This window comes from Streptomyces sp. NBC_01320 (assembly GCF_035974375.1).
Classification (GTDB): domain Bacteria; phylum Actinomycetota; class Actinomycetes; order Streptomycetales; family Streptomycetaceae; genus Streptomyces; species Streptomyces yanii.
Map to the genome: position 1 here is coordinate 7,958,623 of NZ_CP108390.1, position 22,137 is coordinate 7,980,759.

Annotated in this window: 20 protein-coding genes; 9 read left to right on the top strand and 11 right to left on the bottom strand. The window is 70.9% G+C overall.

Features of this window, described 5'->3' with window-relative positions:
- Positions 1 to 14 precede the first annotated feature (14 nt).
- Positions 15 to 1,310 carry a multidrug effflux MFS transporter gene (locus tag OG395_RS36245; protein ID WP_327249562.1) on the top strand — a complete coding sequence of 432 codons (1,296 nt, stop codon included), beginning with the start codon at positions 15 to 17 and terminating at the stop codon, positions 1,308 to 1,310.
- 103 nt (positions 1,311 to 1,413) lie between these two features.
- Here OG395_RS36245 and OG395_RS36250 read toward each other — a convergent pair whose 3' ends face one another.
- Complete coding sequence (locus OG395_RS36250; RefSeq protein WP_327246700.1) at positions 1,414 to 2,742, bottom strand: hypothetical protein; 1,329 nt, start codon at positions 2,740 to 2,742, stop codon at positions 1,414 to 1,416.
- Between the two features lie 176 nt (positions 2,743 to 2,918).
- On the opposite strand from OG395_RS36250, the gene OG395_RS36255 reads away from it, so the two are divergent.
- Entirely contained in the window at positions 2,919 to 3,920 is a 1,002-nt protein-coding gene (locus tag OG395_RS36255) for a small ribosomal subunit Rsm22 family protein (protein ID WP_327246701.1), read from the top strand.
- 201 nt (positions 3,921 to 4,121) lie between these two features.
- Here OG395_RS36255 and ddaH read toward each other — a convergent pair whose 3' ends face one another.
- Positions 4,122 to 5,015: a dimethylargininase gene (ddaH, locus tag OG395_RS36260; protein ID WP_442818633.1), complete on the bottom strand. Its 894-nt coding sequence runs from the start codon at positions 5,013 to 5,015 to the stop codon at positions 4,122 to 4,124.
- Positions 5,016 to 5,212: 197 nt separating this feature from the next.
- On the opposite strand from ddaH, the gene OG395_RS36265 reads away from it, so the two are divergent.
- Positions 5,213 to 5,827, top strand: a complete 615-nt coding sequence (locus OG395_RS36265; RefSeq protein WP_327246702.1) for a TetR/AcrR family transcriptional regulator — start codon at positions 5,213 to 5,215, stop codon at positions 5,825 to 5,827.
- A 193-nt stretch (positions 5,828 to 6,020) separates the two neighbouring features.
- Positions 6,021 to 6,767, top strand: a complete 747-nt coding sequence (locus OG395_RS36270) for a bifunctional DNA primase/polymerase (RefSeq protein WP_327246703.1) — start codon at positions 6,021 to 6,023, stop codon at positions 6,765 to 6,767.
- Between the two features lie 75 nt (positions 6,768 to 6,842).
- On the opposite strand, the gene OG395_RS36275 is transcribed toward OG395_RS36270, so the two are convergent.
- Genes OG395_RS36275 through efeO form a run of 4 tightly spaced genes read right to left on the bottom strand, consistent with a single transcriptional unit; the run spans position 6,843 to position 11,182 of the window.
- Positions 6,843 to 7,778: a hypothetical protein gene (locus tag OG395_RS36275; protein WP_327246704.1), complete on the bottom strand. Its 936-nt coding sequence runs from the start codon at positions 7,776 to 7,778 to the stop codon at positions 6,843 to 6,845.
- Positions 7,711 to 8,682, bottom strand: coding sequence for an iron uptake transporter permease EfeU (gene efeU, locus OG395_RS36280; RefSeq protein WP_327249564.1), 972 nt, complete (start codon positions 8,680 to 8,682; stop codon positions 7,711 to 7,713). Before efeU ends, OG395_RS36275 begins: the two co-directional genes overlap by 68 nt.
- A 32-nt stretch (positions 8,683 to 8,714) precedes the next feature.
- Positions 8,715 to 10,025: an iron uptake transporter deferrochelatase/peroxidase subunit gene (gene efeB, locus OG395_RS36285; protein WP_327246705.1), complete on the bottom strand. Its 1,311-nt coding sequence runs from the start codon at positions 10,023 to 10,025 to the stop codon at positions 8,715 to 8,717.
- A 20-nt stretch (positions 10,026 to 10,045) separates the two neighbouring features.
- A complete protein-coding gene (gene efeO / locus OG395_RS36290) occupies positions 10,046 to 11,182 on the bottom strand; it encodes an iron uptake system protein EfeO (protein WP_327246706.1) in 1,137 nt (378 codons plus the stop codon).
- A gap of 428 nt (positions 11,183 to 11,610) precedes the next feature.
- On the opposite strand from efeO, the gene OG395_RS36295 reads away from it, so the two are divergent.
- Positions 11,611 to 12,342, top strand: coding sequence for a PhzF family phenazine biosynthesis protein (locus OG395_RS36295; RefSeq protein ID WP_327246707.1), 732 nt, complete (start codon positions 11,611 to 11,613; stop codon positions 12,340 to 12,342).
- Between the two features lie 64 nt (positions 12,343 to 12,406).
- Here the strand turns inward: OG395_RS36295 and OG395_RS36300 are convergent, their stop codons facing one another.
- Positions 12,407 to 13,072, bottom strand: coding sequence for a biliverdin-producing heme oxygenase (locus OG395_RS36300; RefSeq protein WP_327246708.1), 666 nt, complete (start codon positions 13,070 to 13,072; stop codon positions 12,407 to 12,409).
- A 177-nt stretch (positions 13,073 to 13,249) separates the two neighbouring features.
- A complete protein-coding gene (gene map / locus OG395_RS36305; RefSeq protein ID WP_266986302.1) occupies positions 13,250 to 14,107 on the bottom strand; it encodes a type I methionyl aminopeptidase in 858 nt (285 codons plus the stop codon).
- 58 nt (positions 14,108 to 14,165) lie between these two features.
- Between map and OG395_RS36310 the strand changes: the two genes are divergently transcribed.
- Positions 14,166 to 14,396: a hypothetical protein gene (locus OG395_RS36310; RefSeq protein WP_327249565.1), complete on the top strand. Its 231-nt coding sequence runs from the start codon at positions 14,166 to 14,168 to the stop codon at positions 14,394 to 14,396.
- Positions 14,397 to 14,431: 35 nt separating this feature from the next.
- Here OG395_RS36310 and OG395_RS36315 read toward each other — a convergent pair whose 3' ends face one another.
- Positions 14,432 to 15,757, bottom strand: a complete 1,326-nt coding sequence (locus OG395_RS36315) for an MFS transporter (protein ID WP_327246709.1) — start codon at positions 15,755 to 15,757, stop codon at positions 14,432 to 14,434.
- Positions 15,758 to 15,822: 65 nt separating this feature from the next.
- Positions 15,823 to 16,425 (bottom strand): hypothetical protein, encoded by a 603-nt coding sequence (locus OG395_RS36320; protein WP_327246710.1) that lies wholly within the window; start codon positions 16,423 to 16,425, stop codon positions 15,823 to 15,825.
- A gap of 137 nt (positions 16,426 to 16,562) precedes the next feature.
- On the opposite strand from OG395_RS36320, the gene npdG reads away from it, so the two are divergent.
- The gene (gene npdG / locus OG395_RS36325) at positions 16,563 to 17,273 is read left to right on the top strand and encodes an NADPH-dependent F420 reductase (protein ID WP_327246711.1); all 711 of its coding nucleotides are present in this window, start codon (positions 16,563 to 16,565) and stop codon (positions 17,271 to 17,273) included.
- Positions 17,274 to 17,372: 99 nt separating this feature from the next.
- Complete coding sequence (locus tag OG395_RS36330; RefSeq protein ID WP_327246712.1) at positions 17,373 to 17,546, top strand: hypothetical protein; 174 nt, start codon at positions 17,373 to 17,375, stop codon at positions 17,544 to 17,546.
- Positions 17,547 to 17,569: 23 nt separating this feature from the next.
- On the opposite strand, the gene OG395_RS36335 is transcribed toward OG395_RS36330, so the two are convergent.
- Positions 17,570 to 18,370 carry a site-2 protease family protein gene (locus OG395_RS36335; protein WP_327246713.1) on the bottom strand — a complete coding sequence of 267 codons (801 nt, stop codon included), beginning with the start codon at positions 18,368 to 18,370 and terminating at the stop codon, positions 17,570 to 17,572.
- Between the two features lie 327 nt (positions 18,371 to 18,697).
- On the opposite strand from OG395_RS36335, the gene OG395_RS36340 reads away from it, so the two are divergent.
- Positions 18,698 to 22,120, top strand: coding sequence for an AfsR/SARP family transcriptional regulator (locus tag OG395_RS36340; protein WP_327246714.1), 3,423 nt, complete (start codon positions 18,698 to 18,700; stop codon positions 22,118 to 22,120).
- Positions 22,121 to 22,137: the final 17 nt, after the last annotated feature.

A 22,137-nucleotide genomic window follows, 5' to 3' on the forward strand; every position in this document is an offset into this window, starting at 1 on the left:
ATTTGGAGATGAGAATGCCGGAGACCGGCGTGAGCCGAGCCCAGCACGCAGACATATCGAACGCCACCGCCGGACCCGGCACCGGTGCCGGGCCCGCCGCCACCGCCGCGGCCCGCCGCACGGCACTCCTCGTCACCCTCGTCCTCGGCGGTCTCACCGCTCTTCCGCCGCTCTCCATGGACATGTACCTGCCGGCGCTGCCGGCAGTCACCGACGCCCTGCACGCCCCCGCGGCCACCGTCCAGCTCACCCTCACCGCCTGCCTCGCCGGAATGGCGCTCGGCCAGGTCGTCGTCGGACCGATGAGCGACCGCTGGGGCAGGCGCCGGCCGCTGCTCCTCGGCATGGCGGTCTACGTATTCGCCACCGCGATCTGCGTCTTCGCGCCCACCGCGGAACTCCTCATCGGCTTCCGCCTCCTGCAGGGCCTTGCGGGCGCGGCCGGCATCGTCATCGCCCGGGCCGTCGTCCGTGACATGTACGACGGCGTGGAGATGGCCAAGTTCTTCTCCACCCTGATGCTGATCTCCGGCGTCGCACCGATCGTCGCGCCGCTGATCGGCGGACAGGTGCTGCGGTTCACCGACTGGCGGGGCATCTTCGCCGTTCTCACCGTCGTCGGCGTCGTGCTCACCCTCGTCGTCTGGAAGTGGCTGCACGAGACGCTGCCGCCGGAGGAACGGCACACCGGCGGGATCGGCGAGGCACTGCGCACCATGCGCGGGCTCCTCGGCGACCGGGTCTTCACCGGTTACATGATCGCGGGCAGCCTCGCCTTCGCCGCGCTCTTCGCCTACGTGAGCGCCTCACCGTTCGTGGTCCAGGCCATTTACGGTGCCTCGCCGCAGACCTTCAGCCTGCTTTTCGGCATCAACTCCATCGGCCTGATCGCCGTCGGCCAGATCAACGGCAGGCTGCTGGTGGGCCGGATCAGCCTGGACAAGGCGCTCGGCTTCGGGCTCGGCGTCATCGTCCTCGCCGCGGTCGCGCTGCTGCTGATGACGTCCGGCGTCTTCGGCGAGGTCGGTCTGGTGCCGGTCGCCGCCGGGCTCTTCGTCCTGATGTCCGCGATGGGGCTCGCGATGCCGAACACCAATGCCCAGGCGCTCATGCGTACCAAGCACGCAGCGGGTTCCGCCTCGGCGCTGCTGGGTACGTCGTCGTTCCTGATCGGGGCTGTCGCCTCACCGCTCGTCGGGATCGCGGGGGAGGAGACGGCCGTCCCGATGGCGGTCGTCCAGGTCGTGTGCGCGGTCGGCGCGATGGTCTGCTTCCTGGTCCTGTGCCGACCCTGGCAACGGCAGTCGTAGAAGCTCGGGAACGACCCGGGAGTGTCCGGCGGATCACGGCCGGGACCGCGACGCCAGGCACTCCCCACGTTCTCGTCCCCACCAGGACAGCCCCTGGAGGAGCTCAGTGGGGTGCGCGCGGGTAGCCGAGCAGATGCAGCCGGTCCAGCTCGTCCGTCCACCGGAACACACCGACGCCTGCCTCCGCCTCCTCGCCCGGCAGCCGCACATTGGACGGCAGCCCCTCCGGGGTCCCGGTGACGACTTCGACGGCGACCGGGCGGCCGCCACCGTTCAGGGCGTCCGTCGCGTTGCGCACGTTCGTCGCGCCGTACGCGATGCCCTCGTCCGTGACGGAGGCCAGCGTCAGCCGCTTCGAACCGTCCGGCGCCTCCAGGCAGAAACCCTTCTTGGCCGTCAGGTCGAAGGCGAGGTTCCCGGCCACCAGATAGCCCCCCGAGGGCGACATGACGGCCTGCGGGTACTGGCCCGGCTTGATGGCCACCTTGTTGCACTCCACCGTGGCCACCGGTTTCCCCGTCTCCGCGTCGTGCACCGCCCACAGGTCATGGGTCTTCGCCGGCTCCTGCCCCTTGGCGAGCTGCCACTTGGCCAGCACCCAGCCGGGGGCCACGGTCGTCGGGATCCCGCTGGTGCGGTCGGTGTTCTTCGGGGCGACGTTCCGGCTGAACCAGCCGCCCTGCACCCAGAACTCCCGAGCCCCGCTCACCAGCAGGCCCTTCTTCGTCAGTCCGAACACCTCGGTGAGCTGCTTGCAGGACGGGCAGTCCTTCGGGTACTTCAGCGCCGAGGGAGCGATCTTCGAGATCTGTCCGGTCGCCGGGTCGACCACGACACTGGTCGTCCGGCCGTCGCTGATCAGGATGTCGGGGCCGGAGGCGATGACGCTCGGGGCGGAGGACCACGGCACCTCGATGCGCCGCCGGGCGCCGTCCTTAACGTCGTACACATCGAGGGAGATGATCGTGTCGGCCGGGGTCAGAGCGTTCACGCCGACCTTTCCGTACGTCCAGGTGACGAAGTACTCCACGTCGTTCTTGGTGACCAGAAGCAGCTTCGGGGAGTGCTTCGAGGCCGGCGGCCGCCAGTTCTCGCCCTTCCAGCCCGCCTTCCCGGTCTCCGAGTCGATGGTCTCCAGCCGGTACTGGTTGTCGGCGACCCGCAGCAGATAGCCGAGGCGTCCCGTCGTCCGGGAGATCGCGTAGTCGGGAGAGGTGTTGACGAGCTCCCAGCCGCCTTGTGTGGTGTACGCGGGAGGAACCGTGAGCTGCGTCGCCGGACCCGGACCCGTGGGCGTCGGCACCGGTTTCGCCGGCTTGTCGGCGCCCTTCCTGTCCTGGCTGTCCCCGGCACCGCACGTGGCCAGCAGAAGCAGCAGAGCGAGTACGAGCACCCCGGCGACCAGAGTCAGGCGCACGATCTTCTGTCTCATGGTCCCCTCCGATGAGCAATCCTGGCGTCGCGCCGGTCAGCGTAGCAACTGGCCGGGGTTTACCAGCAGTTCAGATCAGGCGCTGTTCCGCGAAGGTCCCGTACCGGACGACGGGGCGCGGGACGGGACAGGCACCGACCGGGGAACAACCGGTCGTATCCGCCTACAATTCGTCGGTGAACGTCACCCTCTCCACCGCGGAAGCCCTGCGCACGGCGCTGGCCGGACTCCTCGACGGGCTGCCGCCCAAGCAGGCCGCGCAGGCCGTCGACCGGCTCATCGCCAACTACCGGGGGACCACCCCCACCGATGCCCCGGTGCTCCGCGACCGCTCGGACGTCGCCGCGTACGCCGCGTACCGCATGCCCGCGACCTTCGAAGCGGTACGGTCCGCCCTCGCCGCCCTCCGTGAGGCCGCTCCGGAGTGGACGCCCGCCACGCACACCGACATCGGCGGCGGCACGGGTGCGGCGAGCTGGGCCGTCGCCGGGGCCTGGGAAGGCCAGCGAACCACCGTCCTGGACTGGGCCGAGCCCGCGCTCACCCTCGGCCGCGAGCTCGCCGAGGCCTCCGGCATCGAGGCCCTGCGCACCGCCGAGTGGCGGCGGGCCCGGATCGGCGCAGGACTGGAGCTCGATCCCACGGACCTGGTGACCATCAGCTACGTACTCAAGGAACTGACGGCGCAGGCGCGCACCGGGCTGGTCGACACCGCGGCGGCCGCCGCACAGGCCGTCGTGATCGTCGAGCCCGGCACCCCCGACGGCTACGCCCGCGTCATCGAGGCCCGCGACCGGTTGATCGCCGCCGGACTGACGGTTGCCGCTCCGTGCCCGCACAGCGACGCGTGCCCCATCGAGCCGGGCACCGACTGGTGCCACTTCTCCGCCCGGGTCAGCCGCTCCTCGTTGCACCGGCAGGTGAAGGGCGGCTCTCTGCCGTACGAGGACGAGAAGTTCAGCTATGTCGTGGCGACCCGCTTCGCCACCGAACCGGTGCGCGCCCGGGTCACCCGCAAGCCGCAGATCCGCAAGGGGCAGGTGCTGCTGGACCTGTGCACGCGCGACGAGGCCCTGCAGCGCTCCACGGTCACCAAGCGGCACGGCGAGCTGTACCGGGCCGCCCGGGACATCGCGTGGGGCGACGCCTGGCCGCCGCCCCACGATGAGGGTGACTAAGAGCCTGTCGGGTGACCTCTGATCGGGCGGCCACGCCCTGGCACGCACGCTTCCCGCGTTGCCGAAATGTCCTAGTAGCTCCTTCCCCGAGCTCTCAGCTTCGCTCGAGCAGGGGAGACCCCATCCGAGGACATCCCGCCGCCTTGGAATCGCACGCACCAGACCGCGTCCGCTATCCGATCGAAGGTCACCCGACAGGCTCTAAGAGGAGTTCCGCAGCTCCTGGGTGCAGCACTTCACGCTGCCGCCGCCCTTGAGCAGCTCGCTCAGGTCCATCGGGACCGGTTCGAAGCCGCGCGCCCGGAGCGGGTCGAAGAGGCCCGCGGCGCCCTGCGGCACCAGCACGTGGAGCCCGTCGCTGACCGAGTTCAGGCCGAACGCGGCGGCGTCCGCCTCCTCGGCGATCAGCGCGTCGGGGAAGAGCCGACGCAGCACCGACCGGCTGCCCGGCGAGAACGCGCCCGGGTAGTACATGATCTCGTCGCCCTCCTCGTCGAGCACGCAGAGGGCCGTGTCCAGGTGGTAGTAGCGCGGGTCCACCAGATCGAGGCCGATCACCGGCCGGCCGAAGAACTCCTGCGCCTCGTCGTGCGAGAGCGGACTGGACCGGAAGCCGTGCCCGGCCAGGAGGTACGAGGAGGTGACCGCGAAGTCGCCCTCGCCCTCGTTGACGTGGTCCGGCTCATGGATCTCGGTGAAGCCGTGCTCCCGGAACCAGTCCCGGTGCGCCTCCGCCTCCGCGTACCGCTCCTGGTACGCGAACCGGGCTCCCAGCACCCGCCCGTCGACGACGGTGGCACCATTCGCGGCGAAGACCATGTCGGGCAGCTCGGGGCGCGGGGTGAGCAGCTCGACGGTGTGGCCGAGCGCGCGGTAGCGGTCGCGCAGGTCCTCCCACTGGGCCTGCGCCAGCGGCAGATCGACCGGCTTGGTCGGGTCCATCCACGGGTTGATGGAGTAGGTGACCTTGAAGTGGGCGGGGGCGCACATCAGGTAGCGGCGCGGGGTGGCTTCACGGGACGCCGGAGCCGTGGTTTCGCGGGGCGAGGGAACGGCGGCTTCACGAAGCGATGAGGGTGTGGCTTCACGAGGCAATGAGGGCTCCTCACGGACGGCAGGGGTTGCCTGCGGGGTGCCGGGGCTCGCACGGGTCTGTGCGTGAGCTCATGGTGCGCCGTTCGGAGCTACCGCGCAGTGAACCGATCGGGTGGTTCTGCGGGATGCTCCGTGACGTCTACGGAGAGATGCGGAGACGATACGTCTCGCCTCGCTCCGCTGCTACCGTGGCGGGCATGGCAGAGAACAGGCCGCCCGACCCCGGCCGCCGCAGCGAGCGCTCCCGCCGGGCGATCTACGACGCGGCACTCGGCCTCGTCGGCGAGGCCGGCTACCCGAGGACGACGATCGAGGCCATCGCCGCCCGCGCCGGTGTCGGCAAGCAGACGATCTACCGCTGGTGGCCCTCCAAGGCCGCCGTCCTGATGGAGGCCTTCATCGACCTCGGCAACCGGGCCGCCGAGCAGGCCGGGGAGGCGGCGTACGCCATCCCGGACACCGGCGACCTGGCGGCCGACCTGAGGACCGTCCTTCGGGCCACCGTCGACGAGCTGAACGACCCGGTGACCGAGGCGCCCACCCGGGCGCTGGCCGCCGAGGGGATCGTCGACGCCGCGCTCGGCGCCGAATTCGTCGAGAAGCTGCTCGAACCGCAGCTGCAGCTCTACGTCACCAGGCTGCGCGCCGCCCAGGAGGCGGGCGACGTGCGCGCCGACATCGATCCGAGGATCGCCCTCGAGCTCCTCGTCGCCCCGCTCACCCATCGCTGGCTGCTGCGGACCCGGCCGCTCACCCACGCGTACGCGGACGCGCTCGTCGACTACGCCCTGCACGGTCTGGCCGCTCGCTGAGTCCCGCCGTGCCACACAGTCACACCCAGTGCTGCGACCAGCCAGTCACAGCCACGCCTGTCATTTCCGGACAAAAGATTACAAAGAGCCCTGCTCGGTGCATCGGTCGGTGCCCCCGCTTCAGGACTCTGGCCACCCGGGGCGCAGGATGGTGGGACCATAGGGCAGGGGCAACGCTGAGGTAAGGGGATTGATGGGCGTCGATTTCGGCCGTTCTCGCGGCACAGAGAGCAAGTTTTCCCAATGGCTGCGCCGGCGACCCAAACCGCAGCAGCGCGCGGTCGACGACACCGCCCGGGAGGCGCTGCTCCTGGCCGTCGCCGAGGCCGGAATGCCGATCGCGCCCGCCGCCCACCCGATCGGCTACCGATGTTCGTGCGAACGCATCGGCTGTCCCACTCCCGCCAGGCACCCCGTCTCCTTCGCCTGGCAGACGCAGTCCACCACCGACCGCCCCCAGATCGAGCGCTGGGCCCGCAGCCAGCCACAGGCCAACTTCATCACCGCGACCGGCATGATCCATGACGTCCTCGACGTGCCGTTGACCGCGGGCAGCCAGGCACTGGAGCGGCTCCTCGCCGCGGATGTCGAGGTCGGCCCGGTGGCCGTGTCCGGCGAGGACCGGATGCTCTTCTTCACCGCCACCCGCGGCACCCCCGAGGACGAGGACGAGTGGTGGCCCTGCGAGCTGGACTGCCACCCCGAGACCATGGACGAACATCCAGGACTGCGCTGGCACTGCCGCGGCAGCTACGTGCTCCTGCCGCCCGCCCTGCTCCCCGGTGAGCTGGACGTGCACTGGGTCCGCGGGCCGGAGAACCCGCTGCCGGACCCGCTGACGCTGCTGGAGACGCTCACCGACGCCTGCGCGCAGTACGCCGACACGGCGGACCAGAGCGATCTCGACCACGGATCGGTGACCTGGCCGCTCAGCCACTGAAGCCGGAGCGCGGGGTCTTACGAGCCCTGCGCCCCCGTCTCCCACGTCACGGCCACCGGATCGCGGGCCGCGGCGTCACGAGCCCTTCGCCGCCGTGAGCCCCGGCAGTCGGTTCAGCATGATCACCTTGGCGCCGTTCGCAGCGCCCTTCTTCGGGACATACACCAGCTGGCTGGAGACGCGCTCCTTGGTGAGGGTGGTCTTCACCTCACCGGTCAGCAGCGCCTGCACATCCGCGTTGACGGGTGGACGCAGTCCCTTCGCCGCGGTCTGTTGCTCGAAGTGCTTGCTGCTGAAGAAGACCAGCGCCCCGCCGTCCTCGGTCTCCAGGCCGAGCGGACCGAACGTACCGCTGTCCAGCGGCTGGTCGATGTACTGGTACGAGAAGCCCGCCTGGCGGGTGGTCCTGCGCGCGTCCCGCCAGCCCGAGGTGGCGACCCCGGGGGCGAACACGTCCGGCGTGCCCTTCTGCAGATACTCCGTGTACTCGGTGCCCAAGTCCTTGGGCGCCACGGAGAGTTCACTGCTGTCCGTGGCCACCGGCCGGGCCCGCCCGTCGCTGTCCTTCGCGAAGGCGGGCACCGCGGCGGGCGCCACGACCGACAGATAGGCGGCCCGCCACCCGGCGTCGGGCCCGGACCGCAGGAAGACGATCAGCCAGCGGGTGTCCTGCTTCCCGCTGTCCTGATCGCGGTTGGAGTCGGTGTCCGCGACGAACCAGCGCGGCCAGCCTGCCTTCTTCGGGATGACATAGGTGGCGTCGGTCAGCTCCAACGGCCTGTGATTGGCATTGCCGCCGGGGCTGTTCTTCTGCCGCGCCTTCAGACCGGCCTGGTTGATCGCGCCGAGCGAACCGGTCACCCGGTCCGCGTCGAGCGCGGGATCGTAGGCCTTGTCCGCCGCGTTGTACGCGGTGGTGAAGGCCGCGAGGGCCTTCGCGGCCTCAGACTTCGTTGCCGCCGGTACGACTTCCAGCTCGCCGTGCACCGTCACGCACCCGCTCGCCGTCATGCTCAGCACTGTCGCTGCCGCGAGCCCCGTCGCCAGCCGAATCGGCCTCAGGCTTCTCATCCGTTGCTTTCTGCGCCTTCTGATCCGTCGCCCCCACTGACCGTCCGAACCCTACCGGGGCAAGGAACAGTGCGAGCGTGGGGATCAGATACAGCGCCCACACCGTGACCTGAAGAACGGTCGGGTCGGGCTGGAAGTTGAAGGTGCCCTTCAGCAGCGTGCCGTACCAGCTGTCCGGCGGAATCGTGGCGCTGATGTCGAACGCCTGGTTGTGGATACCGCCCAGGAACTCGGCCTCCTGCAGGTCGTGGACGCCGTATGCGAGGACACCCGCCGCGACGACCACCAGCATGCCGCCGGTCCAGGTGAAGAACTTCGCCAGGTTGATCTTCAGCGCACCTCGGTAGAACAGCCAGCCCAGCACCACGGCGGCGGCGATCCCGAGGAACGCGCCGATCATCGGATGCCAGCCGTCGTCCGCCGCGTGCACCGCGCGCCAGACGAACAGCGAGGTCTCGAGCCCCTCCCGGCCGACCGCGAGCAGCGCCGTCGCGACGAGCGCCCCGGTGCCCATCGCGAGCGCCGCGTCCAGCTTGCCGTGCAGCTCCTTCTTCAGATGCCGCGCGGTGCGCCGCATCCAGAACACCATCCAGGTGACCAGGCCCACGGAGATGATCGACAGCGAACCGCCGAGCGCCTCCTGCGCCTTGAACGTCATCTCCTGCGAGCCGAATTCGAGACCGGCGCCGAACGCCAGGCTGACGACGACCGCGATGCCGACACCGATCCAGATCGGCAGCAGTTTGCTCTTGTTGCCGGTCTTCACCAGATAGGCGATGAGGATGCAGACGACCAGGCTCGCCTCAAGACCTTCGCGCAGGCCGATCAGGAAATTGCTGAACACGTTTCGGTTCTCCTTTTTCGCTTCGAGTCCCGTTAGGAGAACAGCGCCCGGCCCCACCAGTCGTCCTTGTCGCGGACGCCCGGCGGGACGGCGAAGTGCGCCGAACCCACGTGCTGGATGTACTCGTTGAGTGCGTCGTGTGCCGCGAGGCGGCGTTGCAGCGGGATGAACGCCTTACGGACATCGCGCTGGTAGGCGAGGAAGAACAGCCCGGCGTCGAGCCGGCCCAGACCGTCCGTACCGTCCGTGAAGGAGTAGCCGCGGCGCAGGATCGTCGCACCGTCGTTGCTGTCCGGGTGGGCGAGTCGCACATGGGCGGTCGGCAGCATCGCCTTGAGGAACGGCTCGTCGCGCTCCTTCGCCTTGCCCACCGGGGCGCCCTCGCCCTTGTCCCGGCCGAAGACGTCCTCCTGCTCCTGGAGTCCGGTCCGGTCCCAGGTCTCGATGTGCATGCGGATGCGCCGGGCCACCAGGTACGAACCCCCCGTCATCCAGTCCGCCTTGTCCTTCTCGCCGACCCACACATGCTTGTCGAGGGCCGCGGTGTCGGTGCCGGAGATGTTCCGGGTGCCGTCCTTGAAGCCCATCATGTTGCGCGGGGTCTGGGCGTCGGGCGTCGTCGACGACGTCTTGCCGAAGCCCAGCTGGGACCAGCGGATCGCGGTGCGGCCCATGCCGATCCTGGCGAGGTTACGGATGGCGTGCACCGCGACCTGCGGGTCGTCCGCGCACGCCTGGATGCACAGGTCGCCGCCGCTGCGGGCCGCATCGAGATTGTCACCGGGGAACTTCGGCAGATCGACGAGCGCCTCCGGGCGCCGGTCCTCAAGACCGAACCGCCCCTTGGCGAACAGCGAGGGACCGAAGCCGATGGTGAGGGTGAGCCGGGACGGCTTGAGGCCCAGCGCCTCGCCCGTGTCGTCCGGCGGTGCTTCGGCGAGACCGCCGTACGCTCCGTCGCCGACCGCATGACCTGCCGTCATCCGCTCGGCCGCCCGCGTCCACTCCTTGAGCAGGGCGATCAGCTCGGCCCGGTCCTTCGTCGTCACGTCGAACGCGGCGAAGTGCAGCCTGTCCTGGACGGCGGTGGCGATACCGGCCTGGTGCACACCGTGGAACGGCACCGCGGCGCCGCTGTCCGCGGCCGGCACGGCATCGCTCTGCGTGCGCACCGCGGCGACCGCGCCACCGGCCGCGACCGCGCCGAGCGCCAGCCCGGCACCGCCCCAGCCGAGCAGCGCGCGGCGCGACGGGGCGCGGTCGCCGGTGCCGGGGACAGCCCCCTCGGTGGTGTCCGCGCCGGCGGCGTCCGTCCCGGCGGTGTTCTGCGTCTTCTCGGACATGCCCGGTGCCTCCCCGTCCGCTACTTCGTCACCGCGGCGGCGAGCTGCGACAGCGGCTCGGCCAGTGCGTTGACGGCATCCGACAGCTTCTTGCGGTCCGCCTTGCCGACCTTCTCGTACGAGGTGAACTCGTAGGAGTTCTTGTCCTTGCGGTACTTGTCCAGCAGCGTGTTCAGCGCCGCGAACTGCTTGTCCAGGGTGGCGGTCAGCGCCGCGTCGTTCTTCGAGGCGATCGGCTTCAGCAGCTCGAACGACTTCTGCGCGCCCTCGACGTTGCCCTTGAAGTCGATCAGGTCGGTGTGGCTGTAGCGCTCCTCCTCACCGGTGACCTTGCCGGTGGCGACCTCGTCGAGGAGCTCCTTGGCGCCGTTGGCCATCGAGGTCGGGGTGATCTCCGCCGTGCCGACCCGCTTCTGCCAGTCGACCAGGTCCTTGTAGAGGACCGGGGCGAGGGCCTTCTCCTCGGCGCCGAGCTTCTTGTCCTGCCACAGCGCCTTCTCCAGGCGGTGCCAGCCGGTCCACTTCTGGCCGTCCTCCAGGCCGTCCTCGCGGACGTCGACCTTCGGGTCGATGTCACCGAAGGACTCGGCGACCGGCTCGGTGCGCTCCCAGCCGATGCGGGAGTCGGCGTACGCCTTCTTCGCGGCCTCGATGTCTCCCGCGGCAACGGCGTCCGTGAAGACCTTGACCTTCGGCAGCGTCTCGTCGGCCTGCGCCTGCACATAGGTGCGGTAGTCGGCGACGGCCTTGTCCATCTCGGGGCTGCGCTTGACCGCGGTGCCGCCGGTGACCTCGATCTTCTGCCGGAAGCCGGCGCCCTTCATGCCCGGCTTGCAGACGACGTCGTACGAACCGGCCTTGACCTCGGCGGTGATGGTGGCCTTGGTGCCGGGGCCGATGTTCTCGCGCTCGGCGACGATGCGGTCGTCCGGGAAGAGGACGTAGACCTCGGTGACCTTGGATCCCTTGTTCTCCACGGCCAGTGCGACGTGGCCGGCCGGGAGGGTCTTCTTCGACACCGTGCAGGAGTCGTCCTTCGCGGTGACCTTCACCGCGCCGTCCCCCTTGCCGTCGCTCTTCTCGGCGCAGCCCGTGACGGCGGTCAGGGCTGCCGCGGTGGCGACAGCGGTGACGACGGAGAAACGAACGGCTCGCATACGGGCTCCACACAGGCTGAAGAGAGGAAGAATTGGGGCTGGACAAAGGCGGGTGAGGCGAACCTAACTTAACCGAGGCTTACCTGACCGATACCCACCCGCGCAGTGATTCAGCTCTCACCTGGAGGGCAGGGGAACGGGATGATCACGGATAGCCCATGGGAGACCCAAGGAAAGGTCAATCAATGGTCAAGTGACCGGCTTCCGGAGGCCGCCGGGTCGTCCTCGTCCGCACGCTCCGTCCCGGCTCGCAGCGGCCGCCCCGTCGGCCCTCGACAGGGGCGCCGAACTCCCGGACTCCACAGACGCTTCGGGCTCCCGGGCTTCTCGGGTGGCTCCGCCACGACCGGCGCAGGCGCGGCCGACCGGCGACCCGCCGCTCCGGCCCTGCGGCGTGACCGACGCCGGCGCGATGCTTGAATGCGCACGTGAATGACTTCGACGTACCCGCGGGCATCGACGTATTGCGGGTGTTCTGCGGCCCCGACGGCCGGCGGGGCAACGCCCTCGGGGTCGTACGCGACGGGCGCGCGTACCCCGACGAGGCGTCCCGGCACGCGCTTGCCCGGCAACTCGGTTTCAGCGAGACCGTGTTCGTCGACGACCCCGAGCGCGGTCACGTCGACATCTACACACCGGGGCTCCGGCTGCCCTTCGCCGGACATCCGCTCGTGGGCGTCGCCTGGCTGCTCGATCTGGAGATTCTGGAACTGCCGGTCGGGGATGTCTTCGCCCGCCAGGACGGTGAGTTCACCTGGATCACCGCGCGCCCCGAGTGGGCGCCGCCGCGCACACTGGAGCGCTATGCGTCCGTCGCCGAGGTCGAGGCGCTGAACGGACCACCGCCCGGGGAGGGCTGGCTCTACGTCTGGGCGTGGGAGGACGAGGCGGCGGGTCGAGTGAGGGCGCGGGCGTTCCCGCGGCGCGTCGATGAGCGTGGCGTCAGCCGCTCCGGTGGAGCCGGGGCTCGCACCGGGGGAATCGTCGAGGACGAGGCGACGGGGGCGGCGGCGCTGCTGCTCAGCGCGCAACTGGGCCGTGCGCTCAACATCACACAGGGACGGGGCTCCCAGATCCTCACCGCACCCGCACCGGACGGCACCGTGGAAATCGGAGGCCGCGTCCTGATGGCAGACGCAGGCCTGTCACCGGCACTGTGACGTCCATGTCGGACCGGGTCCACCGCCGAAAGCCGGTCACCCCGACCCCCGCACCGCCGGGGCCCTACGTGCTGAGCGGGAAGACCTCTCCCAACTCCTGGAGCACCGCCGTGTTCAGTGAGAACGCCCGCTTGCACTCGTCGACGATCCGCTGCTTCTCCCGGTCGTCGGCGTTCACCGCATCCAGCAGCTCGCGGTAACCCCGCTTGAACGAGGCGGGGTTGGCGATCCCCTCGAAGACATAGAACCGCACCCCGTCGCCCTTGCGCGTGAACCCCCAGGTCTTCTCCGCCCTGTCGCGGATGATCTGACCTCCGGAGAGGTCGCCGAGGTAACGGGTGTAGTGGTGTGCGATGTATCCGGCGGGCCAGGTGCGCGCGCACTCGGCGACCCGGTCGGCGTACAGGGCCGTCGCGGGCAGTGGTTCCAGACCCTCGCGCCAGTCCGCGCCTCGCAGATGGGTCAGGTCGCGCTCCAGCGCGGCGGTGCGCATCAGCTCCGACTGTATGAACGGACCCGCGACCGGGTCGGAGCGCAGCGCCTCCGCGTCGTCCTCCAGTGCCCGGTAGACGAACCACAGCTGTTCGGTGTAGCGCGCGTACGCATCCACTCCGAGCCGCGCGCCCAGCAGGTCGCTCATGAAGGTCGAGGTCTCCGCCTCGGTGTGCTGCTCGTGCGACGTTGTGCGGATGAGTGTCGAGAAGGGCGTGGCGGTGGCGGTGGCGTCCAAGGCGGGCCTCCGGGGACCGAGGGGACGGAAGGTCCGGAAAGAGAGGATGTCGACAGCAACTGCGCGCAGCACTGGCTGTCGACAGCCCCGATCCCGACAACTTCCCGACGGCCTGTCGGTAAAAACGATACGCCGGATTCCGCTCCTGTGCCCGGTGGGAAAGATCGTGTACGAGGGCTACGGAAGAGTGAGGATCTCCGCGCCCGTCTCCGTCACCACCAGCGTGTGCTCGAACTGGGCGGTGCGCTTGCGGTCCTTCGTCACCACGGTCCAGCCGTCGTCCCACATGTCGTACTGGTGCGTTCCGAGCGTCAGCATCGGCTCGATGGTGAAGGTCATGCCGGGCTGCATCACGGTGGTCGCGTGCGGGCTGTCGTAGTGCGGAATGATCAGGCCGGAGTGGAACGAGGAATTGATCCCGTGCCCGGTGAAGTCCCGGACCACGCCGTACCCGAAGCGCTTGGCGTACGACTCGATGACCCGCCCGATCACATTGATCTGACGCCCGGGGCGGACCGCCTTGATGGCGCGGTTCAGGGACTCCTCGGTGCGCTCCACGAGCAGCCGGGACTCCTCGTCCACGTCGCCGCAGAGATAGGTGGCGTTGTTGTCGCCGTGCACACCGTTGATGTACGCGGTGACGTCGAGGTTCACGATGTCGCCGTCGCGCAGCACCGTGGAGTCCGGGATGCCGTGGCAGATGACCTCGTTGAGCGACGAGCAGAGCGACTTGGGGAATCCGCGGTAGCCGAGCGTCGACGGGTAGGCGCCGTGATCGCACATGAACTCGTGGGCGACCCGGTCGAGTTCGTCCGTCGTCACACCCGGGGCGATGTGCTTCGCGGCCTCCGCCATCGCCTGCGCGGCGATCCGCCCCGCGATGCGCATGCGCTCGACGGTGTCGGCGTCCTGGATCTCCGGGCCGGTGTACGGCGTGGGAGCGGGCTTGCCCACATACTCGGGGCGCCGGATGTTTCCGGGTACGGAACGGATGGGAGTGATCTCCCCTGGTACGAGGAGCGACTGGCCAGACATGTCAGCGAGTCTAACCAGCGTGCTTGGGGCAGCATGGCCCCGAGGAAAGGAGCCGATGATGGCCCTGTTCAAGAAGCGCACGGCCGGCAAGCCGGGCGAATGGTACTACTGCCTGGAGCACAAGAAGGTCGAGGAAGGCCCGGAGTGCCCGGCGAAGGACCGGTTCGGGCCGTATACCACGCCCGAGGAGGCCCGGCACGCCATGGAGACGGCGCAGGAGCGGAACCTGGAGTGGGAGAACGACCCCAAATGGCACGACCGTTCCACGCCTCCTGAGGCCGACGCGTAGGCCCGGCCCCGGGGCTCCGCCCCGGACGCCGCTTCTCACACGCCGGAGGGGCTCGACTGTCCGGACGCCGGGAGACCGGATGCTCTCGCCTGCCGCCGCCGTTCGGCGTCCTCGTCCGTCCCGGAGTCGTACGTGAACAGCTTCGGCAGCGCCGCCGCCAGCAGCGCGACCGAGGCCACGCACGCCACCCCGCCCGACCAGATCGCCGAGCGGGTGCCCGTCCAGCCCGCCATCGCGCCCGCCCGCACCTGACCCAGCTGCGGCCCGACGCTGTACGACAGCACCTCGATGCCCGCCAGCCGTCCGCGCAACTCCTCCGGGATGGTCTGGTTCCAGATCGTCGAGCGGCCGAGCCCGCTGAGCATGTCGCCCGCGCCCGCCGCCGCCAGGCAGCCCAGCACCAGCCACACATTGCTGAACCATCCCGCCGCAGCGATCGCCAGCCCCCAGGCGGCCGCGCCGAAGACCACGAACAGCCCGTGCCGTCTCACCCGTGAGGTCCAGCCGCTCGTCAGCCCCAGTACCAGGGACCCGACCGACCCCGCCGCGTACATCAGCCCCAGCGACCACTCGGCGTGCAGCTCGTCCGCGAGGAACGGGAAGATCGTGTTCGGGAAGGCGAAGAACATCGCGGCCAGATCGATCGCGTATGTCCCCAGCAGCACCGGGCGGCTCCACGCGTACCGCGCGCCCTCCGCGATCCCGCGCAGCGACGGCTTCCGCGCGTGCGCGGCGGGCGGTGCGGGCGCCAGCCGCAGACACAGCAGTACGGAGACGGTGAACGTGACCACCGTGACCGCGTACGCCGTCGCGTGCCCGGCATAGGCCACCACCAGACCGGCCACCGCCGGGCCCGTGATCGCGCCGAACTGCCAGCGCAGCGAGTTCAGCGCGGCGGCCGCGGTGAGCTGGTCGTGCGGCACGATCCTGGCCATCAGTGAGTCCAGCGCGGGCCGCTGCAGCCCGGCGAGCGCGGAGACGCCGCCCGCGACGAGATAGAGCGGCCAGAGCGCGGGGTCGGGCAGCGCGGCATTCGCCAGGAGGACGACGGCGAGCAGCCCCAGCCCCGCCTCGGTGCCCAGGATCACCTTGCGGCGGTCCGCGGAGTCGGCGAGCGCCCCGCCGTACAGACCGAAGACGACCAGCGGTACCAGCTCGACCGCACCCATCGCGCCGACGGCGAGCGGCGAACCGGTGAGCTCCTTGATCTGGAGCGGCAGCGCGATCAGCGCCATGAAGCTGCCGAAATAGGTGATCAGGCCCTGGACCCACAGCAGCCTGAAGTCGGCCGAGGACCGCAAGGGCGAGAGGTCGGGCAGCAGCGCGGCGAGCCGGGCGGGCAGGGCGGAGGCGGAGGTCACGAGGGGTCATGGTCCGGTGCTGTACGTGCCGCCTGCAACCGGTTTTGGCCGCGGTGCGCGGTCATTCACCACCTCGGTGGCGGTGGCGCGGTCAGCTGGTCGGCGAGCCGGGACAGTCGGTCCCGGAAGCCGTGCCGACCGCGCGGCGCCGGGGCGCTGTTCTCGCCGGCCGCGGCGCTCACCAGGTGCTGCACGGTGTCCAGGTCCACATCGTCGGTGCCGGTCACCGCGAGCGTCTCATGGGCCAGCCCTCCCACCTCCGGGTCGCCGTCGTCCAGCGACAGCACCGTCGCCCCGGCCCGGCGCGCATCGTGCACCCGCTCCAGCAGCCCGGCCCCGGGCCGCTGCGGGGCCACCAGGAACAGCGTCTCGCCCCGCCCGGCCGCCTCGATCCGGCCGAGACCGACGGCCAGGTGGGCCGGGTCGCCCGGTCCCACCCGGTGCCGTACAAGCGTGGGAGTCAGCTCCGGCAGCCCGGACCAGGTGGACTCGTCGACGAGATGGGCCGCGAGGTGCCACGGCTCGTACGCCGCCGTCCCCACCAGCAGCAGCCCGCCGCCGTGCGGAACGACGGACGAGCGCAGCGTCCCCGCGAAACGCCGGGCCGCCGCGGGCCACTCGGTCCCGGCGAGCACTTCTCGGAGCAGGGCGACGCGTACGGCATCCATGGCCCGGCATCATGCCGCAGAGCCCGTCCCCGGCACCGGCGAACGGCAGCGAACCAACCGAACGGGGGCCTGAGTGACGGATGTCGCAGGAGGGCGACCTGGCCTTCCCTTCCAGGGCGGGCAGTAATGTCGGCGCCATGACTACGAACGACAGTGGCAGCGCGCCCAAGCCCCTCGCCAAGGATCCCTGGGACCTTCCCGACGTATCCGGGCTGACCGTCGGTGTGCTCGGCGGCACCGGTCCGCAGGGCCGCGGGCTCGCCTACCGGTTCGCCCGCGCCGGGCAGAAGGTGATCATCGGCTCGCGCGCCGCCGAGCGCGCCCAGGCCGCCGCCGGCGAGCTGGGCCTCGGCGTCGAGGGCGCGGACAATGCCGACTGCGCCCGGCGCAGCGACGTCGTGATCGTCGCCGTGCCGTGGGACGGCCACGCCAAGACCCTGGAGTCGCTGCGCGAGGAGCTTGCCGGGAAGCTCGTCATCGACTGCGTCAACCCGCTGGGCTTCGACAAGCAGGGCGCGTACGCCCTGAAGCCCGAGGAGGGCAGCGCCGCCGAGCAGGCCGCCGCCCTGCTGCCCGATTCCCGGGTCACCGCCGCCTTCCACCACCTCTCGGCGGTGCTGCTCCAGGACGAGGCGATCGAGGAGATCGACACCGATGTGCTGGTGCTGGGCGAGGCCCGCGCCGACACCGACCTCGTCCAGGCGCTCGCCGGCCGGATCCCCGGCATGCGCGGCATCTTCGCGGGCCGGCTGCGAGGCGCCCACCAGGTCGAATCGCTCGTCGCCAACCTGATCTCGGTCAACCGCCGCTACAAGGCGCACGCGGGCCTGCGTACCACCGACGTGTGAGCGGACGGGCGCCGACGGCCGCACCCTGCGGAGAGCGGAACGGGGCATGGGGGACACTGGACGGGACCGTGCACCGCCCCCGGACAGGAGCTGCCCCCCATGCCCCGCCTCGCTCTCTACGCCCTCGCCGTCTGCGTCCTCGCCGTCGGTGCGGCCGTGGCCTCCTTCGTCCAGGGCAGCTGGCTCGGGATCGTCTGGGTGCTGATGGCCGGGCTCTCGTCCAACATGGCGTGGTACTACCTGCGCAAGCAGCGCGCCGGGACCGAGGGCTGAGGACTGTCCTCGGGGGACAGCCCTCAGGGCCTGTCGACGGCGCAGGCCGGGTTCGCCGTGGTCCAGAACTGGTAGGCATCGCGTCCGCAGTACGTCCTGAATTCACTCACGCCCAGTGACTGCAGCAGGCTGTGGATCCCGTCGAAGAACACGTGGTTGATCTCCGGGATCCACAGCACGCCGAAGACCGCGATCAGTCCGAACTGTGCGAACGGCTCCACCTGGTGGCGGATCCGGTACGACAACCAGGGCTCGATCACCCCGTACCCGTCCAGGCCGGGGACGGGCAGGAAGTTCAGGATCGCCGCGGTGACCTGGAGCAGTGCCAGGAACGCCAGCGCGTACCGGAACTCCCTCGGGACCCCGTCCAAGGCGTGCAGCCAGAACGGCGCCGTGCAGACGAGCGCGAACAGTACGTTCATCAGCGGGCCCGCCGCCGAGATCAGGCTGTGCTTCCAGCGGCCGCTGATCCGGCCCCGCTCGATGAACACCGCGCCACCGGGCAGACCGATCCCACCCATGATCACGAACAGCACCGGCAGCACGATGCTCAGCAACGCGTGCGTGTAGGCGAGCGGGTTGAGCGTGAGATAACCCTTCTCCCCGATCGAGATGTCCCCGCTGTGCAGCGCGGTGCGGGCGTGCGCGTACTCGTGCAGACAGAGGGAGACGACCCACGCCGCCGTGACGAAGAGGAAGACGGCGAGCCCCGGGGGAGACCCGAAGGCCGTCCACACCGCCCAGCCCGATACCGCCATGACGGCGACGATCCCGAGGAAGACCGGGCTGATCCGCCGGTCGCTCCGGGCTGCTGCAGTGGTCATCAACGGACTCCAGGTGGCTGGGTGCGGGGGAGCGCGTCGGGGCGGGCACGAACCCCGACCGTACCGGTGGCACGGAGGAAACGTCTCGCGCCGACGCGGTGGTTCCGGACCTGCGCCTGTACCCCGTGCGGAGCTGTTTCCCCGAGAGAGCAGGAACTCCGCCCGCGTCATGCCCGTCCGGAAAGGTCCGAACCGGGCTGGTGCTGATCGCGGAAGACCTGACGGGCCGCAGGCCCGACAGGCGGCGTGAGCGAGAAATTCCCGCCGGTCCCATGGCGCGACGTGATCCCCTCTTCGGGGAGGAGAGCGGTCAAGGAGAATAGGCGCGTGCGCTACAGCATCCTCGGTACCACACAGGCACTCCACGACGACGGCACGGCCGTCGTCATCGGTGGGGCGCGGCTGCGCGCCCTGCTGACCGTTCTCGCGCTGCGTCCCGGCCGTACGGTCCCGGCCGCCGTGCTCGTCGACGAGGTGTGGGACGGCGATCCGCCCGCCGACGCGGTCGGTGCCCTGCAGGCGCTCGTCGGCCGGCTCCGCCGGGTCCTCGGCCATGAGGCGATCACCTCGGCGGAGAGCGGCTACCGGCTCGCCGCCGACCCGGACGCGGTCGACCTGCACCGCTTCGGGCGGCTCGCAGGGGACGGTACGCGCGCACTGGAGGAGGGCGACCCGGCGAAGGCCGTGACGGTCCTCGACGACGCCCTCGCACTCTGGCGCGGACCGGTCCTCGCCGATCTGCCGGACCGGGGCGCCGTCGCCGCCCGTTGGACGGCCCGACGCCTGGACGCCCGCCGCGCCAGGCTGACCGCGGCGCTGGCGCTGGGCCGGGCCGACGAGGTCCTGCCCGAGCTGGTCGCGCTCTGCGCGGACCACCCGATGGACGAACCCCTTCAGGCGCTGCGGCTGCGGGCGCTGCGGGATGCCGGACGTACGGCGCAGGCGCTGGCGGCGTACGAAGAGGTGCGCACCGTGCTCGCCGACCGCCTCGGCACCGACCCGGGACCCGAACTGCGCGCACTGCACGCGGAGTTGCTTCATCAGGAGCCGGTGCGCAGACCGCCGATTCGGACGCCGGGACAGGAGCCGGCCCACGCCCCGGGCCGGACGCCTGCCCCGGGCCGGACGGCTGCAGAGGCCCCCGTGACGGAACCGGCCCGCACCCCCGCCCCCCACGCCCACGGCAACCTGCGCGCCAGGCTCACCAGCTTCGTCGGGCGCGAGGACGACATCGACGCCCTCCGTGACGACCTCGCGCAGGCCCGGCTCGTCACCCTTCTCGGGCCCGGCGGCGCGGGCAAGACCCGGCTCTCCCAGGAGGCGGCCGAATCCGTCGCGCCCGCCTGGCCGGACGGTGTCTGGCTGGCCGAGCTCGCCCCCGTCGACGACCCGGAGGCCGTGCCCGAAGCCGTACTGACCGCCCTCGGCGCCCGCGAGACCGTGCTGCGCGGCGCCGGTGCCGAAGAGCTCCGGGCCGCCGAGCGCGGCGCGGGCGACCCGCTCGTCCGGCTCACCGAGCACTGCTCCCGGCGCCGCATGCTCCTCCTGCTCGACAACTGCGAGCACGTCATCGAGGCCGCCGCCGCGCTCGCCGACCATCTGCTCGCCCACTGCCCGGACCTCACCGTCCTGGCGACCAGCCGCGAACCCCTCGGCGTACCCGGCGAGTTCGTCCGCCCCGTCGACCCGCTGCCCGACCCGATGGCGCTGCGCCTGCTCGCCGACCGCGGCGCCGCCGCGAAGCCGGGGTTCCGGACCGACGCCGACGAGGAGACCGCGGCGGCCGCCGCCGAGATCTGCCGCCGGCTCGACGGACTGCCGCTCGCCATCGAACTCGCCGCCGCCCGGCTGCGCATGCTCAGCCCGCGCCAGATCGCGGACCGGCTCGACGACCGGTTCCGCCTGCTGACCAGTGGGAGCCGTACCGTTCTGCCGCGCCAGCAGACCCTGCGTGCCGTCGTCGACTGGTCCTGGGACCTCCTCGACGCGCCCGAACGTGCCGTCCTGCGCCGCCTGTCCGTGTTCGCCGGCGGCTGCACCCTCGCCGCGGCGGAGTCGGTCTGCGCCCACCCCGCCCCGATCGTCCCCGACGATCCGGTCGAGCCCGTCGACCCGCGTGATGTCGCCGTCCTGCTCGGCTCGCTCGTCGACAAGTCCCTTGTCGTCGCCGCGCCCGCCGACGACGGCGAGATGCGCTACCGGCTCCTGGAGACCGTGGGCGAGTACGCCGCAGGACGGCTCGACGAGGCAGGGGAGCGAACCGTCGTTGAGCGGCAACACCTTGTCTTCTACCGGGAGTTGGCCCGTACCACCGACCCCGAGCTCAGGGGCGCGGGACAGCGGGCCGCCATCGAGCTCCTGGAGCGCGAGTACGAGAACCTGCGCACGGCCCTGCGGCGCGCCGTCGCCGCCCGCGACGAGCAGGAGGTGCTCTGCCTGGTCCTCTCCCTCGCCTGGTACTGGCAGATGCGTGACCTGCGGACCGATGCACGCCAGTGGTCCGACGCAGCCGCCGAGCTCGGCCCCGACCCGTTCGCCCCGCCCGCCCGGCCCGTGCCCTCGCTCCATGAGCGGTGCACCGACGCGCCGCCGCCCATGTCGTCCGAGCTCCTCGAAGAGGCGCGGCGCGGGGTGCGGCTGATCCAGCTGGTCAGCATGGACCATGCGATGGACGAGTGGACCACCGAGCAGAGCATGGAGCGGCTGCGCGTCATCGCGGGCACCTACCGGGCGGGTCAGCCGCAGACCTGCCGCGCCCCGGCGTCGCTCTGGTTCTTCGCGGTCCTGCTCACCGGGGACGTGGGCCGGCTGCGCGAGCTGCTGGACGAAACGGTCCGTTCCTGCCGGGAGTTCGGCTACGAATGGGAGCTCGCCGCCGCTCTCCAGATGCGCGCCAATGTGCTGGCCAATCGTCCCGACTGGGCGGGCGAGGCCCGGGGGGACGCCGACGAGAGCCTGGAGATCTTCAACCGGCTCGGCGATGCCTGGGGTGCCGCGGAAGCGCTCTCCTGCCGGGGCGAGGCCTATGAGAAGAAGGGCGAATACACCAGCGCGGCGGACGACTTCCTCGCTGCGATCGGCTGGGCCGAGCAGCTGGGGGCCCGCTCCCAGGTGTCGCTTCTGCGTACCCGGTACGCCTCCGTGCTGACCGAGCTCGACCGCGGCGCCGAGGCCGAGACGATCCTCCGTGAGGTGCTCACCGAGGGCCGTCAGGCGGGGCACGAGGCGATGCCGGCCGCCCGGCTCCATCTCGCCATGTGGCTGGGCCGCTCCGGGCGTACGGCCGAGGCGCGGGAGCAACTCATCGAGCTGCGCGAGGAGTTCCGGTCCGAGACGGTGGCGATCTTCGACGGGTTCGTGCTGGGCGGCATGGCGTGGCTGGACAACGAGGACGGCCTGTACGCCGACGCCCTCGACCGGGGCCGGCAGGCTCTGGTCCGGTCCCAGGACCCGCTGTCGCAGATGGTGGCACCCCAGATGTCCGCCCTTCATCTCGTCACCGTGGCCTGGGCCCTCGGCGGACTCGGTGGCGAGCGCCGGGCGGCGGACGCGGCTCGGCTGCTGGGGGCCCGGGAGGGTCTGCTGCCGGCCGGTCATGTCGAGGCGTCGCTGGAGCGCGACAACCATGCGCGGGCGGTGGAACTGGTCCGCGCAGTCCTCGGGGAGGCCTCCTACGCCGCCGCGTCCGCCGAGGGCGGCGGCCTCACACTGGAGGAGGCCGCCGCCCTCGTGGACGCGTATCGGGACTGACCCCGGACGTCCCGTCC